Source organism: Enterococcus malodoratus (assembly GCF_027659535.1).
GTDB lineage: Bacteria > Bacillota > Bacilli > Lactobacillales > Enterococcaceae > Enterococcus_A > Enterococcus_A malodoratus.
Genome location: NZ_JAQDPG010000004.1, coordinates 111,003 through 127,360 on the forward strand (window position 1 = coordinate 111,003; position 16,358 = coordinate 127,360).

Consider the following 16,358-nt stretch of genomic DNA (forward strand, 5'->3'; position numbering starts at 1 on the left):
AATAAATTCGATTCAATTCATCAAAATAGACTAAAACGATTGCTTATTGACAATTATTTCAGAGTATTTTTTTTCATTCGAAAATAGCCAGCACAAAAAATGCCCTGATCCGTTTGGATTTGGGCATTCATAAGCCATATATAACTTTAAAAAAACAAATCTACTGCGCCTAATCGCATCATTTTAACAATCAACGTTAAGGAGAACTTCTTCTTTCACCGTTGATCCGCTAAACTATTTCAAGCTTGCTGCATAAAATCCAATTCCCTCTGAACGCCAGCCCACTCGAACAAGTTGATCACGTTCATACGCATGCGGTGTGTAATGATGAGCACCAGCTTTCGCATTCGGGTTATATAGACGATACAAATTAACTTTTGGCCAATCTACAAAGCAAGAATAAAAAGCCTCTCCTTCATCCCACCAGCCTAAACTCTTCAAATGTGCGACTTCGTGGGTATTCACAGTGTAATGGTGATCGCCGGCATTCGGATTATACACACGAAATACACGCATCCCTGTTTCAGGCGCTTTCCATCCGACACCTTCATCATGCCAGCCGGATCTTACACAATTAACCTTCTCATGCAGTTGCGTAGTGTAAAAATGCTCACCAGAATTAGGGTTATACAGACGATAGACAGTGACATCTGCGGAAACTTTGGTCGAGAAACCGAATAAAGCCAGGCAACCAAACAACAAAAAGATCAGTACGGAACTTTTTTTCATTGTAAACGCCTCCTTTCCTCCTATTATACAGGAGGAAAGGATTCCGTTGTATGATCGATTAGTCATTAAAGTAAAAAAAATCTTCAAAAAATCAACGAGTTATTCCGCACCCCATTTGTTTTACTGTGGAAACGAATTTTTCTTTAACGTCAATCATTCAATCGGCCGTACCACCATAGATACCCGATCACCAATATCTTTATTGATCTTTTTGCGGATATCTTTCCGAATTCCTAAAATGTAGCAAATACTGCCATCCTGATTTTTTACACCCATATTAACAATACTCCCTTGATAGTCAATGCCGTCAAAGGTTGCCTGCACTTTTACGCGACCTTTATTAAACTCTGTTCGAAGATCATAAGGAAAAATAATATACGCACCGCCTTTTCCAATATCCGAAGCGTAAATTTCCGATTCAAATTTATATTCCTGCATTGTCTAGAATCCCTCCTATTTCGTAATTTCATTCTATATAAGAAAACAACCCGCCGTTTACAGATAATAAAACACTCTTTTATGAAGACAATAGATTTAATTGAAACAAAAAGCCAACTCGCCGACTTAGAAAAATCCAAATCAAAGCTCGTTGGCTATTAACGTCATATTGGCGGGAATGTGTAGGAATCGAACCTACCCAAGAAGCTCCTAACTCCTCATACTGGTTTTGAAGACCAGAGGGAACACCAGAACCCATCCACTCCCGAAACAAAACAATCATACCATTCCTTTAAGTGGGAATCAATAACAAATCGCAAAGAAAAAAGAAAGAAACATCCATCTTTTGAATACTTCCTTCCTTTTTTAAAATGACTAAACTATTAGGGTAAACACGGGCTTGGTTTTCATCTGATAATTTATTGATCTTCAGAAAACTCGCTGATTTCTTTATTTAAAAAATAAGAAATCATGGTTCGAATAAGCACGATCAGCGCTAACCGGATAATGTCCTGAAAGGTAGGATTGATAATAGATTCAATAATATCCGCCACGATCAAAAACTCTAAACTCAATAAAATGTAGCTGCCAAGATACGCTTTGATATATCTGTTTTTATGCAAAACGGACGAAAAATCCTTCTTGTCTTCTCGATGAATTAATTTTATAAACGCAAAAATCGCTCCAAGTACAATAATGGAAATCGATACAACATCCAATAATAGAACGATTGGATGAAAAACATGTTGAATAATATTCTCGAAATTAGTCACAGCTATCCTACCTTTTCCTTTTCATTCTCTCTATCCATATTAAGCCGAAAGCATTTTTGAATCAAATAGATTTTGACTCTCCTTCTGCCAAATCTACGTTTACATTTTCTTAGGATCTTTTAAGTCGGTCATAAGCTTCACTATTTATGGTGAAGCCATGACTAGTTTGAAAGGATGATTATTATGTTAAAAACCTTAAAAGAAAATACACCTAGCTTTTTAAAAGACGCCTTCTACGATTTAACAATATTGCTTCTCTCTCATCTATTTTACCAAATAATCAGCCAGCTATTGGATCATTGACCTGATAAAAACTTGTGGGGCGGGAATATGTAGGGATCCAACCTGCTCAACAGGTTCCTCGAACCGATTTTAACCTAAAAAAAGAAGCATCCTTTGAGTGGATACTTCTTACATAAAACTATTGGATTGGCGGGTAAAGTCCAGCCGTTGTCTTATTACCGTTTTTCGAGTAAATACTCGTTGACTGATTGCCCTTTTCTTTTTCAATCGCCGTATTTTTCTTATCAAGATTATGATAATCATAATTTTTCGGATCGACCGGTGTGAAACCTTCTGGCGTGTAGAAACGCAAAAGATTTTCTTGGTTCAGCTTATCAGACAAACTCAATGCTTGCTTGACTTGTTTTTGATCCTTATCAATCTCTGGCGCAACGCCTAAAGCTTTCGGATCAATTTTCTCACCTGTTTTATTGTCATAGGTCTCGCCGCCTAATTCCGTATAATTTGGTGAAACAAAGTCGCCATTGCGGAACGCGACGGTTTGATCATGCTGTGGTGAAAACAGATCTGTACCAAATTGAATATATTTTTTATTATCAATGCCCATCAAGTGCAGCAAAGTTGGCAAGACATCGATCTCACCGCCGTATTGATGTTGGATTCCGCCATTTGTATAGCCAGGAATATGGAACATCAATGGAACACGCTGCATTTGCGCATCGTTAAATTTACTCCAAGTCGTTGGATCTTTTCCTATCGCTTTGGCCAAATCCTTGTTGTTGCTATCGGAAATTCCGAAATGGTCGCCATAGATCATGAAGATCGAGTTTTGGTAAACGCCGGAAGCTTTTAAATAATCAAAGAATTGGCGCAATGATTCATCCAAGTAATGTGCTGTCCGCACATAATCATCAACAGTACTGTTGCCCGTTTTTAACGATGGGAAATTAAAATTCTTTTCATCCGTCAAATAAGGCGTGTGGTTCGTTACCGTTAAGAATTTTGAATAGAACGGTTGTTGCAAATGCTCTAAATGACCAACTGTTTCCTTCAGCATATCCTTGTCTAAGATCCCGTAGCCCAAGTTTTCATCTGATTGGTTGAAATAAGACCGATCGAAGAAATCCTGATAACCTAAATTTTTGTAGACATGGTCACGATTCCAGAAGCTGCCGACATTCCCATGGAAAACAGCACTGCTGTAGCCGGCTTCTTGGTTTAAAATAGCTGGTGCTGCCTGGAATGTATTATCAGACCCTAATTGAGTAAACAATGACCCTTGAGGCAAACCAAAGGTACTGGTTTCCAGCATATTTTCCGCATCGCTCGTCTTTCCTTGACCGACTTCATGGAAGAAATTATCGAAGGCTAAGGTTTGTTTATTGTCATTTTCCAGACTATTTAAAAACGGTGTAACTTCTTGTCCATCGACCTTCATATTGATCAAGAATTGTTGGAAGCTTTCCAAATGAATGACGATGATGTTTTTGCCTTTGGCGATACCATATTTACTTGGATCAGCAGCGGCGTAATGATCTTTGGTGTACTTCATTATATCTGTTAGCCCGTTACTTGAAGCATGGGCCCGGACACTATTTGTCTGCTCAGTTTTTATCCCATCATAAACGGTAAAGGCATCCAGCCCTAAATATTTTACAATATAAGAACGGTCAAACGTCCGTTGCAATAGTTGAGGTCGGTTAGCCTCGCTCAATGATAAGTTGACAGAAAAAGTCATAGCTGCCAAACAGCTGACCGCAACCGCAAAGGTCTTTTTGACTGGCTTGCTGGTGATTTCTTTACGTTTAGCAATGATGTAGATCAAAATTCCTAAAAATACGAGCAAGTCCGCCCAATAAAAAATGTCATGAACTTTCATCAAGGCAAAAGAGCTGCCTGAAATTCCTTGTGACACTTTAGAAAAACCTAAAATCGATTTGATCGTCACAAAATCGGTAAATTCCCGATAAAAAATCACGTTCAGATATAGAATCAAGGTATTCAGCAGATCCATTAAAAACAACACGATCAAGGCCGGCTTAAATTTTTTGACGTAGAGGAAAACACCAAAAAGCAGTAAAGTCGTAGCGATCGGATTAATCCATAAGATCAAATACTGAATGGACCCTTCTACACCTAGTGAAAAATCAACATAATAGGCTAAGATGGTCTTTGCCCAAAACAGTACGCTGGCCGTCAATAAAATGAGCCAACGATTGGTAAACGCTTTTTTTACCCGGTTCATCCGGAACACTTCTTTCTCTATTAAATTGTCCGTTCTTACTATAGAGCAGATTTAAAAAATATGCCTTTTTATTTGCAGTTGCTTACGTAATTTTATCTTTTTTAAATAGAATGTGAGATTTCTTTCAAAATTTAAGGAATGAACCGCAAGTTTGTCCGTTTTTTCCTGCTAAATGAAAATTTCCTAAGACACAAAAAATTCATATTCTTAATAATTATCCATAAAATAACAACATCTCCTCAATTCGTTTTTTATTTTCTTCATATAACTCCCTAAATAGTTAAATATCGATTAACAGACAACATAGCATTCTATTCGATATATTTTTATCGTTTTTCGATAAATTTTTATTGACTTTGTTTAAATCGTGCTTTATAGTTAACTCAACAAGTAATTCAAACAAAAAAGGAGAGTAAATTATTATGAATTCAGAAAAAAGTGTTTTTAAAGGGTTGAAATGGTTGTTTAGTTTTTTTGTCGGTATCATGGGAATCGCCGCTGCAGGTTTGGTCATTATCGTAATCGTCTTCAATATTCCTGCTGTTGCACAAGAACTGTCGGTCATTAACGTCAGCGAGCTGCCTTTTGGCGCATACACGTATGAAATTGTTGCCTCACCTGTTTTTATTTTGACATTGATGGCGAATATTCTTTTATACGGTCTGCTGTTCTACTTTGTACGCAGCTTTTTCAAAAACCTGGAAATGGATCAGATCTTTGTAAATACAAATGTTTTAACGGCTAAAAAAATTACGGTTGTGCTGTTGCTTCTATCGGTCGTTTCTTGTTTACCAGATGTTTATGCTTCAATGCAAGGACTTGCTGTCGATGGCGCCGCTCTTGACTTAACCTATATCGTTGGTGCGTCAATCGTCTGGGCATTAGCTAAGATTTTAGAAAAGGCCAATGCCATTGCCGAAGAAAACGAATTAACGATTTAAGCCCGACGAACGAAAGGAGCCCAGCAAAATGATTCAAGTAAATTTAGATGTAATGTTAGCCAAAAGAAAGATGTCCTCCGGTGAACTGGCCAAAAAAGTTGGCATGACCAATGCCAATATTTCTGTACTAAAAACCGGAAAGGCCAAAGCCGTACGTTTTTCCACACTAAATGAAATATGCAAAGTGTTGGAATGCCAGCCGGGAGATATTCTCGCTTATCTTGAAGAGGAATCGTTTTAAACACTTTCTTATAAAAGAAACTTCCAGCTGCTAACTGGAAGTTTTTTTATGCCTCACGTTTCATGACGATCCCTGTATAGATCCATACAGTCAATAGATAATAGACAAAATACAGAACAAAGAAAATCAGGAACGGCAGCCAGATACTGTTATAGGGTTCACTCAAAAGTGTCTTAAACATCTGCAGTCCGAACAACACATGAATGACTCCTAACAGACCTGGAACTAAGAACAGAACACCAATTTCTTTCCGAATGGATTTTAGTAATAGCTGGCGGCGTGTACCGATTTTTTCCAGCATGCTGTAACGTTGGATATCACTTTTAGCACCAGACAAGATCTTGAACATCAAACAGCTGGCCAGCATCGTCAAGAAGGCGATCCCTAAGAAGAAGCCCATGAATTCAAAACCTGAGAATAAGGCATTATACAGCTCGTACATCAATACTTTTTGCGTCATACTGCCTTCTTCTTTATTCAACGTTGGATTCAGCCGGAAATTTTCTTCTGCTAAATCTTTCAACGCGGATTTATCTTTTGCGAAATCTGCTACCATAATTAGCCGCAGCTCGGTTGTTTTACTTGGTAAAGCCGCAAATTCCTCACTAGATAAAAATTGATGCTTTTTCGCGCTTTGTTCCGGCAATTCCAAAGACCGTAATTTATCGGATGCAGTCAAGTTATTCGCCAATTGCTCGCCAGTATAGTGAACTTTTTTCGTTTGACGGCTCCCTGTAAATTCCTTAACCAATAACGGTGCCTGATCAAATTGTGTGCGATCATAATAAACCGTATCGTTATCTTCTTTTTGCTGATAACTGTTGTCAGAAGCTAAATGGATCTTTTTAAGATCCTTTTGACTGACGTTTTGTCCATTGTTCAACACTAGATCATAGGTTGATGTGGCTTCGGTCATTTTCGTGATTTCATTGTGAAACCCTAGTCCCACCGTAATTGCACCTAAGGCCAAAGCAAAGAGCATCGCCACCATAGACAAAATTCTCGTGTAATCTTGGATTCGGAAGCTTAATTGAGACAGCGTAAAATTATTCAAGCCTTTTAACGCAATTCCATCACGCCGCTTCAATACATCCAAAACGAAAATCAAGATCGAATGAAAAACAAAATACGTGCCAAGAATAATCGTAATCAAAGCCACGATCAACGCTAGAAAAGCGAATTTCATTACTTGAGCCATCATGAAATAGCCGATCCCTAAGAAAACAATTCCTGCCAACACTTCAAATACCAATGTCACCCGTTTACGATTAGCCGGCAACGGTGTTTCGCTTGCTCTCAGCAAGGTCAAGATCGGTTTTTTCACGATCGTCATGGCATTTACTAATGCCGCTAACAAGAAAATGATCGTAAAAAAGACTAAGGTCAACAAGGCCGCCGATGAATTGACTGCCGTAAAATGCGTAATCTTAATTGCCAATTGTTGAACCAATAATTGTTGGACTACGCTGCTCAAACCAATTCCCAATACAGTTCCTACCACCGTTGCACCGACACCCACGACAAATGTTTCGATAAAGATCAACTGGGCGATTTTACGGCCTTTGGCTCCTAACATCATAAACATCGCGTAATCTTTTTGCCGCATCGTCATCAAGAACGAGTTGGCGTACAGTATATATACAAACGTGATAATCGAAAGTAGTACGGTTCTTAAATGAAAGATCAATACGACAGAAGAAATCATCGAATTGCTTTTTAAAAACGTTTCATTCGTGGCCAAGGCTTCGAACATATAAAAGATCCCCGAAGCCATCACAAGTCCTGAAAAGAGCACGATATAGTCTCGCAGGCGGCCTTTTATTCCAGTAAGCGATAATTTTAAAAGCATCGAATCCCTCCTACTGTTCCAAATTACCGAGAATACTTAAAATCTGACGATAAAAAGCTTCTCGCGTTTGATTTTCGCGTTTGACCTCTTGATAGATCACGCCGTCTTTAATGAATAAAATACGTTGGCAATAGCTTGCTGAAAAAGGATCGTGGGTTACTAAAAGAATCGATACTTGATCCTTTTGATTCAATTCTTCCATTGTATCCAATAAATCTCGCGCACTATTTGAATCCAAAGCTCCCGTTGGTTCATCGCCCAAAAGAATGGTCGGTTGGGTAATCAAAGCCCGTGCCGCGGCGACCCGTTGTTTTTGTCCCCCGGAAATTTGAGCCGGATAACTGCTCAGAATGCTTTCGATCGATAAACGCTGTGCAACTGCGGCGACTCGTCGATGAATCTCTTTTCCCTTGACGCCTTGAAGGGACAGTGGAACAGCGATATTTTCGGCGGCGGTTAAATTTTCCAGCAAGTTAAAATCTTGGAAAATAAATCCAATCTCACGACTGCGAAAATCCGCTAATTGATTTCCCGATAGTTTGGTAACGTCGGCTTGATTAATAGTGATTTTGCCACCAGTCGGCTTGTCCAATGTCGCTAATAAATTCAACAAGGTCGATTTACCTGAGCCTGAAGCGCCCATGATTCCGACAAATTCGCCTTTTTCTACTTCAAATGAAATTCCTTTTAAGGCTTCGGTCTTTTTCTGATTGCCTTTTCCATATGTTTTCTTTACTTCATTTATGGATACGATTTTTTCCATATCTTCACTCCTCATTCCTTTTATTCCATGCCTGAATGTAAACCAGACTTATAGCCCTAATTTACTCGCGGCCTTTTTCGGTATTTGTTTTTGTTGAACCTCTTCATAAGAGGTGACGCCCTTACTTTTCTTCCAAGTTACTTTAAGGAAAGCTTCCCGACGAAGGGGACGATCTTTTGCTGCGCTAAATTCTAACTGCTTTTTCTGGCCTTCTTTGTCATAACCCGGAAGCGAATACTTATAATCAATATAAGGACGTCCGCTGTCATCTTTACCATCAACACGCTGCCCGTCAGTGGTGATCTGGACATAATAACCATCTCCGCTTACTACAACTTTTTCTGCTATCTTTAAGCCCACAAAGGCGATGATGATCAAACTAACTAAACCAATCAAAATTTTTTTCATAACTAATTGCTCCTTCTTTATTTCTAGAGCAACTATACAAAATTCCCGAATTTTCAACCATTGATACAACCTAAAATCAGCTAACAGTTTTGTCATTTTGAACTTTTTACGCAAAAAAACGGCTAATGCCAACGATTACTTCGTTGATACTAGCCGTTTTCGAACGATTGATTTATTTTTATGCGTTTTGCTAAAGAACTACTTTTTTTCTACTTTGCGAATCGCCTCGTCTTTAATGATTAGTTGCCCTTCGGTGATTTTTCGCAAAAAGTACCGATCATGAGAAACTACCAGCAAAGTCTCGTCGAAAGCAGTCAAAATCTCCTCCAGCTCTTCTTTGCCATCAATATCCAAGTGGTTCGTCGGTTCATCTAATACGAGGAAATTAATTTCACTTTGTAACAGCAGCAATAAATACAGCCGCATTTGTTCCCCGCCAGATAGATCCTGAATTCGTTTGGAAACATCTTCAGCGAAAAATCCAAAACGCGCGAGCATGCGGCGAGCCTTTTGCTCATCCGTAACAACTTCTCGCACATACGTTAAAATTTGCTGCGTTGGTTTCTTAAAACGCAGCTTCTGCGGCAGATAACCAATTTTGACACTGGCACCTAGCTTAATATTTCCTTCGTCTGGTGAGTCTTCTCCCAGCAAGCACCGCAGCAAGGTCGTCTTTCCGCTTCCATTAGCCCCAATTAGTGCCAAACGTTCCTGCCGATAAATAATAAAATCCGACTCCGTAAATAAAAGACGATCCCCAACTAATTTACCGATACCCTCTGCTATCAGAACTTCTTTTCCCGATCGATTGGCTTGAGTAACCTGCTGCAATCGTTTCTTGCCTGATTGCGGCGGCTTTACTAAAGCTTGCTTCAATTTTTCCGTTCGTCGTTCGATTTCTTTGGCCTTGCGGAAAAAATCCTCATTATCCGATTCCTGACCCCATTGACGGTAACGCCGGCTCATTCGTTGAAGGCGCTGAATTTCTTTTTGCTGCAATGCATAATTCTTTTGTAATAACGCGATTCTTTCTCGCTTGAGCTGCGCAAACTTGCTGTAATTTCCTGGATAACTGATGGCCTGCTCGCCTTCGATCTCCACGATTCGGTCAACGACATTGTCTAAAAATTCCCGGTCATGAGAAATCACTAAGTATGCCTGTTTGGTGTGGCTCAAATAACTCTCTAACCAATTAATCCCCGCAATGTCCAAATGATTGGTCGGTTCATCCAATAACAATACGTCCGCCGATTCTGTCAGCGCTCGCGCCAATTCGACCCGAACTCGCTGACCACCGCTCAGCGAAGATAGCGGAACCTCAAGTTTATCCGCAACACCCAGCCCCTTCAACGTACTGCTAATTCGATCTTCCAAGGTGTAGCCGCCAGACTCCTCATATATTTCTTGCAGTCGGCCATATTTAATCAACAACCGCTCAATATCTTCCTTCGGATCGGCCATTTCCTCTTCCAATAATCCTAACTTCTCCCGTAATTTCCCTACTTCCTCAAAGCTGTCGAACAAATAATCTTTGACAATTTTCTCACTAGAAGATAATTTTTGTGGAACATAGCCGATTGTTAAGCCCTTTTGACGGGCAATAGTACCGCCGTTGATTCCTTCTTCCCCGGTCAAAATTCGTAATAAGGTACTCTTGCCGCACCCATTCATTCCAACTAAACCAATCTTATCGCCAGAATTAATTGCGATCGTCAACTCTCTAAAGACTGGAGTAGTACTAAAATTCTTTGTTATATTGTTTGCTTGAATCAGCATCGTCTTCGTCTCCTTAGATCAAGACCAAGCGAAAAATAGAAAAAGCCGTGCAGGGTTGACCCATACACGACCTTGTTATTCATTAAAATTCCATTTATGAAGGATTTTATCGCATGGTCACGTATTTTCTTTAAAATCATGTAATTTTGGGCAGACTGCTCCCTTGACCACAGTTTTAAAGGTAAGCGTATGACAAAAGCTGATATGGAATCGTAAATTATCTTGATTCATCGTTATTTTTGACATACAGACCATGTGTAAATTCCTCCCCTCGTTTAATAATTACCTATAGAATAGCATAATCGAATCCGATAGAAAAGAAAACCTTTCCACAAACCGCTTAGCTGAATGAAAGACAAAAAAATAAGCTAGTCTCAACTTTTTTACTGTTGATACTAGCTCACTCTAAATTTTCTAGACTAAGAACCTCAGCCTTAGAAGATACTCATGCTCATTTAACTGCGAAACGTTTCATTTGCGGCAATTTGATAAACCAAGCGACTAATAAACACGAGACGATTTTATCAACGAAATTGCCGGTTACAGCGCCCCAATATGTTGCACTGATCATTTCTTTCCCTGAAGCTCTAAGCGCCATAATAACGATATCCGTACCCGATCCGGTAAATCCGCCAAATAGGGCCAAACGAATCGGTGCACCAATCATTGGACAAATAAATGCTAATAATACGCCGGCGATCAGTGCTTGTTTATAACCAAAGCCTTTTTTCGCCAGCAATGCTACGATGACCGCTACTGCCACATTCACTAAAGCAAATGGAATTGATAACGGACCGCTGATCATTCCCATCAATAGGTTCGTTGACACCCCTGTTAAAATCCCATAACTCATGCCGAAATTTGCTGCGATAAAAATCGTTCCCATCGTATCTAAGAACAATAACGGAATACTCAACATCGATACCGCTTCTCCCAACACAACATTCAACGCTACCGCGATGGCACACATCGCGATCACTTTTGCTTTACTATTCATTCCTTACCCCTCTTTCTAAAAACATTTGCAACTGTTCATTAAAATCACCCCGAGCTTCCTCGGTGTACCACGTGGGCACTTCTAAAAAATTGGTTCCAATTTGAGCCTTTTGACATTCCGCAAAAAACTCTTCCATTAAAACGCCGCGTTGTCCGCTAATCGAACAATTCGGGCTTTCATTGATTCCGATTACGCCGAGATACTGATACCCCTCCATTTGATAAGCTTGGATCTGCTGGATCATCGGTTGCAGCATTGCTTGACACTGCTGACGAAAAGCGGGTAAATCTCGATACTCTTCGTAGGTCATCGGCGGACGTCCGCCACCTAATACAATAAATTCTGGACACGGCAATTGAATCAGAGCAACTCCGCGACTCAACAAATCGATCGCAAATGGAAATGCTCCGCGTGCCCGCTCCCAGCCATGAATCACTGCATTTTGATTCAAAACACAATGAGATACGGCAACTAATTGCTTCTGTGGTTGAATACTCCTTCCTCCTTTGATTTATTTAAAAATTTCTTGCAAGCTCTCTAAGATCGTTGGAAATTCTTCCAATGAAATCGTCCGTAGATCAAGATAATTGCAATCATTTTTTATCCGCGTGATAATTGGTGTCGCCGAAAAACGCAGCTTTTCTTGTAAAATATCGGCTGTAAAGCGCTCACTGCTTAAAACTACAGCATAGGTCGGCAGCAAATGCTCCGGATAAGAACCGCCGCCAATTTTACTCGTGTCTTTTTCGATCTTCACACTTAGTTCAGCAAGGGGTTGCAGCATTGCCGCTAGTTCAGCAGCCTTTCCTAAACAATCCTCTTCGCTTAACCCAATCATTTGTAACGTTGGCACTGATTGTAAGGCTTCTTTTTCATCAAGATACAAAGCCAGTGTTGCTTCTAAGGCACTCAGCGTCATCTTATCGATCCGCAATGCCCGCAGCAATTGATTTTTCTTCATCTTTTCGATGTACTCTCGTTTGCCGACAATGATTCCCGCCTGTGGTCCGCCTAATAATTTATCACCGCTGAAAGTCACAACATCACAGCCTTGGTCCAAAACCTCTTTTACTGTTGGTTCGTAAGGTAACCCGAATGGGCGCATATCTAATAATAAGCCGCTTCCCAAATCGTTGATTAACGGCAAATTATTCGCGTGAGCCAGTTCGGCTAAATCAGTTAATGCTGGTGTTTCAGTGAATCCGACGATTCGATAATTACTGGTGTGTACTTTTAAAATAGCCCCGGTTTCTTCAGTCAGCGCCTTTTCGTAGTCAGTTAGATGTGTTTTGTTAGTAGTCCCTACTTCTGCGATTGTCCCGCCGCTTGAAGTAATCACATCCGGGATTCGAAATGCTCCGCCAATTTCCACTAACTCACCCCGCGAAACCAGTACCTCTGTTTCTTTCGTCAAGCTGCTCAGAACCAACAGCACCGCTGCTGCGTTGTTGTTTACGACTAAGACATCCTCTGCCCCTGTGAGTTTCTTCACGATTGAGACTAAATGGCTGTAACGTGAACCGCGTTTTCCATTTTCTAAATCAAGTTCTAAATTTGAGTAATGAAAACTGGTCGCCAGCAATTGTTCTTGCGTCTTGGCACTCAATAAAGAACGCCCTAAATTCGTATGGATTACCGTTCCCGTTCCATTAATCACGCGACGCAATGAAAATTCCTTTTCTTCTAACTGTTTTTGAACCAGCGATAAGATTTCTGCTTGATCAAACGCTGTTTGCCGTGTCCCCTCAACCACTTCTTTCCGAAGGTTCGCTAAAACTTGTTGTGTTGCCTCTTTCGCTTTTCCATGAGGATAGTTCGAATCGATTTGCTTCAATAAAATATCCACTGAAGGCAAGCTTGCTAAAATTTTTTGAATCTCTTTTGACATGTGCCACCTGCTTTCTTAGCGTAACGCCAGATTTCTTAGTGCTGCCAAAACTTCGTCGACCTCAGCCTTGGTAGTAAAACTTGAAAAAGAGATGCGGACCGTTCCGCGATCAGCCGTTCCTAACGCATTGTGCATCAACGGAGCGCAATGATATCCGGGGCGAGTAGCAATACTAAACCCCTCCCACAAAAGATCACTGACGATCGCCGATTCGGCATCTTTGATATTGATAGAAAAAACATCTACCCGTGCACCAGTAAAATCCCCATAAATCGTCAAGCCGGCTATTTCCTCTAATCCTTGATAAAAATACTCACCCAGCTCCGGCCTTGCTTCTTTTGCTTGCAGCCACTGAATACTAGCAGTTAATCCAGCCAATCCAGGGATGTTCAATGTGCCTGCTTCTAATAAAGTCGGTAATTCCTTAGGCTGCACTTTTGAGAAAGACTGCATGCCGTCTCCGCCAGTCAAAACAGGTTCTATGGGCAGATTTTTTCGCAGACAAACACCGCCCGTCCCTTGCGGACCATAGAGAGATTTGTGACCGGTAAAACACACCGCTGAAATTTTCCCATCACTAAGATCGATTGGAACAACCCCGGCTGTTTGTGAGGCATCAATGATTAGATACAACTGATGCTTCTCGCAAAAATCTTTGACCCATTCAAGATCTAATAGATTGCCCGTAACATTGCTGGCATGATTGCAGATTACAGCCTTCGTTTCCGGGCGGAGATATTCCACAAACTCCCCATAATTCAAACGACCAGTCACAGCCTCGCTGGATATCACGTCAAAACTAGCACCCTGCTTCTCCAGCTGATACAACGGGCGTAAAACTGAGTTATGCTCCCAATCAGTGGTAATCACATGATCCCCTGCTTGAATCAAGCCTTTTAACACTTCATTCAATGCAACGGTAGCATTATTGGTAAAAGCCGCTTCATAACGTTGATCTGCTTGAAATAATTTTTTTACCTGTTCACGAGCCTCTTCAGCGACGCGAAAACCGGCTAAAGAATACCCATGCGCCCCCCGAGAAGGATTGCCGTACTCGCCTTGTAAAATTTTCGTCATCGCCTCTGCCACATCCGCAGGTTTTTGAGCCGTCGTGGCAGCATTATCCATATAAATCCCCATTTAATTTCCCTCCTTTCCTAATTCTATTATTGATTTAATTGGATCGATTCCCTAAAACACGATAGTTTTCTACTCGTTTTGTGATTTCTTGCTTATCCATATATTCCAAAATCAACATCGATGCTTTTCTACTAGAGTTGGTCAAATCACGAAAATCGCCTAAAGTCATCTGCTCATGTTCTGCGATATAGTCCTGAATCATTTTTACCGCTTGATCGAATACTTTGCCTAATAAAACATACTCGTGGGTCAAGAAGACAACCGTATCACCATCCAAAGCTTCTAACACTTCCTCGGCATTTTTATCCAGATCGAATAATTCTTCTTTTTTAACCGGGGTGAAGCTGTTTTTAGCTAAAACCTTTTCGATTTTTTCTTTCGCTTCCTGCTGGTATTTATTAAAGGTAACCTCGAAATCTACTAAAGCGATTTTGTCATTCGCTTCTTTGACTAAGTCCTCTTTCATCAACCCGATCAAAGCTGAAATTTCTTTTTCGGCAAGAACACTGCGCATCCGCGAACGGAATTCTTCCAAAGGCATTCCATAACGTAAACGATATTGCTTATGATAAGCAGCCAAAATTTCTGTTGAACGATCCGCTAATTTCTTGTAGCTTGCTTGTGCCAAATACCCTACTTTGGTTTCGATCACGCGACCTTCAGTAACCATCTCGGCTACAATCGGCTGCAATTCCTCTTTAGCTGTCCCCAAATATTCAAGTAATTCTTTTTCCTTCGTGAAAGGCTGTTTCTTATTGATCATGAAATCAATAATTAATTCATCCAAGCTGCCTTCTTCTTTCGCTTTTAGACTCTCAAGAATCTCAACTTTAAAGCGACGATGTTTGTGCGGTGCGGCATCTAATACCTCACCCCCAGCAATTGTGCGCATCGGTGAATACGATCGTAAGATGAATCGGTCGCGTTCCTTAACTGCGACTTGCTCTTCTAGACGCAGCTGCAAGAACCCCTCTTCACCTGGTCCAATCCAATCGACTCCTAACGGTACCGTTCGCGCCATCACTTCGCGCGTGCCAACTAATAAGCGGACACGATCCCATAAACCTATTCCGCCCTCTACTTCAGACAGGCAGGTGACTTTCACATCCAACATCCAAGTATCTTCCAGTTTTTCCGACACCGATAAAACATCGCCCCGTTGAACTTCATCAGTAGCAATATTTGCCAAATTCAAGGCCGTTCGTTGTCCCGATTGAGCACTTTTTACATCCGTCTCGTGAACTTGAATATTCCGTACCCGCGTTTTTTTCTGACTTGGATAAAGATATAGATCATCGCCTGCATTGATTGAGCCATCCAATAGCGTTCCTGTAACGACCGTACCAAAACCTTTGACGCTAAAAACGCGATCAACATTCAGGCGGGCCGAGCCGCTCCCAGAACGTTCCTTTACTTCCTCTGAATGCTCTTGAATTTTCTCCAGCAACTCCTTGATTCCGGTTCCAGTTACCGCATCTGTCTCAATCAAATCCGCCTCAGCCAACGGTGTATCCGCCAACTGCTCACGAATATCCTCAACAACCAATTCTTTCAAATCAGGATCGACCGTATCGACTTTAGTCAAAACGATCAAGAAATCGCGAATCCCCAGCAAAGTTAAAATATCTATATGTTCCTTCGTTTGCGGCATGATTCCTTCCGCCGCATCAATCACTAACAAAACCAGATTAATTCCTGGCAATCCTGCCACCATATTTTTGATAAATTTTTCGTGACCCGGTACATCAACAATCCCGACACGTTTATTGTTAGGCAGATCTAAATACGCGAAACCTAAATTGATTGACATCCCGCGCTTCTTTTCTTCGCTGGTCGTATCTGTCTCGATTCCGGTCAAGGCCTTGATCAAAGTTGTTTTTCCATGATCAATATGCCCGGCCGTTCCAATCACAATATTTGCCATTTA

At 40.8% G+C, this 16,358-nt stretch carries 15 protein-coding genes and 1 tRNA gene; 2 read left to right on the top strand and 14 right to left on the bottom strand.

Going from position 1 to position 16,358, the window contains the following annotated elements:
* Nucleotides 1-234: 234 nt before the first annotated feature.
* The 5 genes from PGP85_RS08185 to PGP85_RS08205 form a co-directional block, all read right to left on the bottom strand.
* A complete protein-coding gene (locus PGP85_RS08185) occupies nucleotides 235-729 on the bottom strand; it encodes a hypothetical protein (protein ID WP_010741616.1) in 495 nt (164 codons plus the stop codon).
* Nucleotides 730-882: 153 nt separating this feature from the next.
* Nucleotides 883-1,167, bottom strand: coding sequence for a DUF1905 domain-containing protein (locus tag PGP85_RS08190; RefSeq protein ID WP_010741615.1), 285 nt, complete (start codon nucleotides 1,165-1,167; stop codon nucleotides 883-885).
* A 170-nt stretch (nucleotides 1,168-1,337) separates the two neighbouring features.
* Nucleotides 1,338-1,434: transfer RNA gene (locus tag PGP85_RS08195), tRNA-Sec, on the bottom strand.
* Nucleotides 1,435-1,586: 152 nt separating this feature from the next.
* Nucleotides 1,587-1,940, bottom strand: coding sequence for a DUF1622 domain-containing protein (locus tag PGP85_RS08200; RefSeq protein ID WP_010741614.1), 354 nt, complete (start codon nucleotides 1,938-1,940; stop codon nucleotides 1,587-1,589).
* A gap of 421 nt (nucleotides 1,941-2,361) precedes the next feature.
* Nucleotides 2,362-4,428 (bottom strand): LTA synthase family protein, encoded by a 2,067-nt coding sequence (locus tag PGP85_RS08205; protein WP_270327004.1) that lies wholly within the window; start codon nucleotides 4,426-4,428, stop codon nucleotides 2,362-2,364.
* Nucleotides 4,429-4,850: 422 nt separating this feature from the next.
* Between PGP85_RS08205 and PGP85_RS08210 the strand changes: the two genes are divergently transcribed.
* Nucleotides 4,851-5,369 (top strand): DUF2975 domain-containing protein, encoded by a 519-nt coding sequence (locus tag PGP85_RS08210; protein ID WP_010741612.1) that lies wholly within the window; start codon nucleotides 4,851-4,853, stop codon nucleotides 5,367-5,369.
* 28 nt (nucleotides 5,370-5,397) lie between these two features.
* The gene (locus PGP85_RS08215) at nucleotides 5,398-5,610 is read left to right on the top strand and encodes a helix-turn-helix domain-containing protein (protein ID WP_010741611.1); all 213 of its coding nucleotides are present in this window, start codon (nucleotides 5,398-5,400) and stop codon (nucleotides 5,608-5,610) included.
* Between the two features lie 46 nt (nucleotides 5,611-5,656).
* On the opposite strand, the gene PGP85_RS08220 is transcribed toward PGP85_RS08215, so the two are convergent.
* The 9 genes from PGP85_RS08220 to selB all read right to left on the bottom strand — a co-directional run bounded on the left by PGP85_RS08220 (nucleotide 5,657) and on the right by selB (nucleotide 16,355).
* A complete protein-coding gene (locus tag PGP85_RS08220) occupies nucleotides 5,657-7,459 on the bottom strand; it encodes an FtsX-like permease family protein (protein WP_270327007.1) in 1,803 nt (600 codons plus the stop codon).
* 10 nt (nucleotides 7,460-7,469) lie between these two features.
* Nucleotides 7,470-8,222 carry an ABC transporter ATP-binding protein gene (locus PGP85_RS08225; RefSeq protein WP_010741609.1) on the bottom strand — a complete coding sequence of 251 codons (753 nt, stop codon included), beginning with the start codon at nucleotides 8,220-8,222 and terminating at the stop codon, nucleotides 7,470-7,472.
* Nucleotides 8,223-8,270: 48 nt separating this feature from the next.
* A complete protein-coding gene (locus PGP85_RS08230) occupies nucleotides 8,271-8,630 on the bottom strand; it encodes a YxeA family protein (RefSeq protein ID WP_270327009.1) in 360 nt (119 codons plus the stop codon).
* 198 nt (nucleotides 8,631-8,828) lie between these two features.
* A complete protein-coding gene (gene abc-f / locus PGP85_RS08235; protein ID WP_010741607.1) occupies nucleotides 8,829-10,406 on the bottom strand; it encodes a ribosomal protection-like ABC-F family protein in 1,578 nt (525 codons plus the stop codon).
* A gap of 451 nt (nucleotides 10,407-10,857) precedes the next feature.
* Nucleotides 10,858-11,403 (bottom strand): CD3073 family putative ECF transporter S component, encoded by a 546-nt coding sequence (locus tag PGP85_RS08240; RefSeq protein ID WP_010741605.1) that lies wholly within the window; start codon nucleotides 11,401-11,403, stop codon nucleotides 10,858-10,860.
* Entirely contained in the window at nucleotides 11,396-11,914 is a 519-nt protein-coding gene (locus PGP85_RS08245; RefSeq protein WP_333490236.1) for a CD3072 family TudS-related putative desulfidase, read from the bottom strand. The genes PGP85_RS08240 and PGP85_RS08245 overlap by 8 nt, the downstream gene beginning before the upstream one ends.
* Nucleotides 11,915-13,291, bottom strand: a complete 1,377-nt coding sequence (gene selA / locus PGP85_RS08250) for an L-seryl-tRNA(Sec) selenium transferase (protein WP_010741603.1) — start codon at nucleotides 13,289-13,291, stop codon at nucleotides 11,915-11,917.
* A 15-nt stretch (nucleotides 13,292-13,306) separates the two neighbouring features.
* A complete protein-coding gene (locus PGP85_RS08255) occupies nucleotides 13,307-14,431 on the bottom strand; it encodes an aminotransferase class V-fold PLP-dependent enzyme (RefSeq protein WP_270327012.1) in 1,125 nt (374 codons plus the stop codon).
* Between the two features lie 34 nt (nucleotides 14,432-14,465).
* On the bottom strand, nucleotides 14,466-16,355 hold the full coding sequence (selB, locus tag PGP85_RS08260; protein ID WP_010741601.1) for a selenocysteine-specific translation elongation factor: 1,890 nt from the start codon (nucleotides 16,353-16,355) through the stop codon (nucleotides 14,466-14,468).
* Nucleotides 16,356-16,358 lie beyond the last annotated feature (3 nt).

Bases quoted from the DNA above. Each gene is read 5' to 3' on its own strand.
- PGP85_RS08210 (WP_010741612.1), top strand. From the start codon at position 4,851: ATGAATTCAGAAAAAAGTGTTTTTAAAGGGTTGAAATGGTTGTTTAGT.
- PGP85_RS08230 (WP_270327009.1), bottom strand. From the start codon at position 8,630: ATGAAAAAAATTTTGATTGGTTTAGTTAGTTTGATCATCATCGCCTTT.
- selB (WP_010741601.1), bottom strand. From the start codon at position 16,355: ATGGCAAATATTGTGATTGGAACGGCCGGGCATATTGATCATGGAAAA.
- PGP85_RS08240 (WP_010741605.1), bottom strand. From the start codon at position 11,403: ATGAATAGTAAAGCAAAAGTGATCGCGATGTGTGCCATCGCGGTAGCG.
- PGP85_RS08220 (WP_270327007.1), bottom strand. From the start codon at position 7,459: ATGCTTTTAAAATTATCGCTTACTGGAATAAAAGGCCGCCTGCGAGAC.
- PGP85_RS08215 (WP_010741611.1), top strand. From the start codon at position 5,398: ATGATTCAAGTAAATTTAGATGTAATGTTAGCCAAAAGAAAGATGTCC.
- PGP85_RS08255 (WP_270327012.1), bottom strand. From the start codon at position 14,431: ATGGGGATTTATATGGATAATGCTGCCACGACGGCTCAAAAACCTGCG.
- PGP85_RS08205 (WP_270327004.1), bottom strand. From the start codon at position 4,428: ATGAACCGGGTAAAAAAAGCGTTTACCAATCGTTGGCTCATTTTATTG.
- abc-f (WP_010741607.1), bottom strand. From the start codon at position 10,406: ATGCTGATTCAAGCAAACAATATAACAAAGAATTTTAGTACTACTCCA.
- PGP85_RS08190 (WP_010741615.1), bottom strand. From the start codon at position 1,167: ATGCAGGAATATAAATTTGAATCGGAAATTTACGCTTCGGATATTGGA.
- PGP85_RS08225 (WP_010741609.1), bottom strand. From the start codon at position 8,222: ATGGAAAAAATCGTATCCATAAATGAAGTAAAGAAAACATATGGAAAA.
- selA (WP_010741603.1), bottom strand. From the start codon at position 13,291: ATGTCAAAAGAGATTCAAAAAATTTTAGCAAGCTTGCCTTCAGTGGAT.
- PGP85_RS08185 (WP_010741616.1), bottom strand. From the start codon at position 729: ATGAAAAAAAGTTCCGTACTGATCTTTTTGTTGTTTGGTTGCCTGGCT.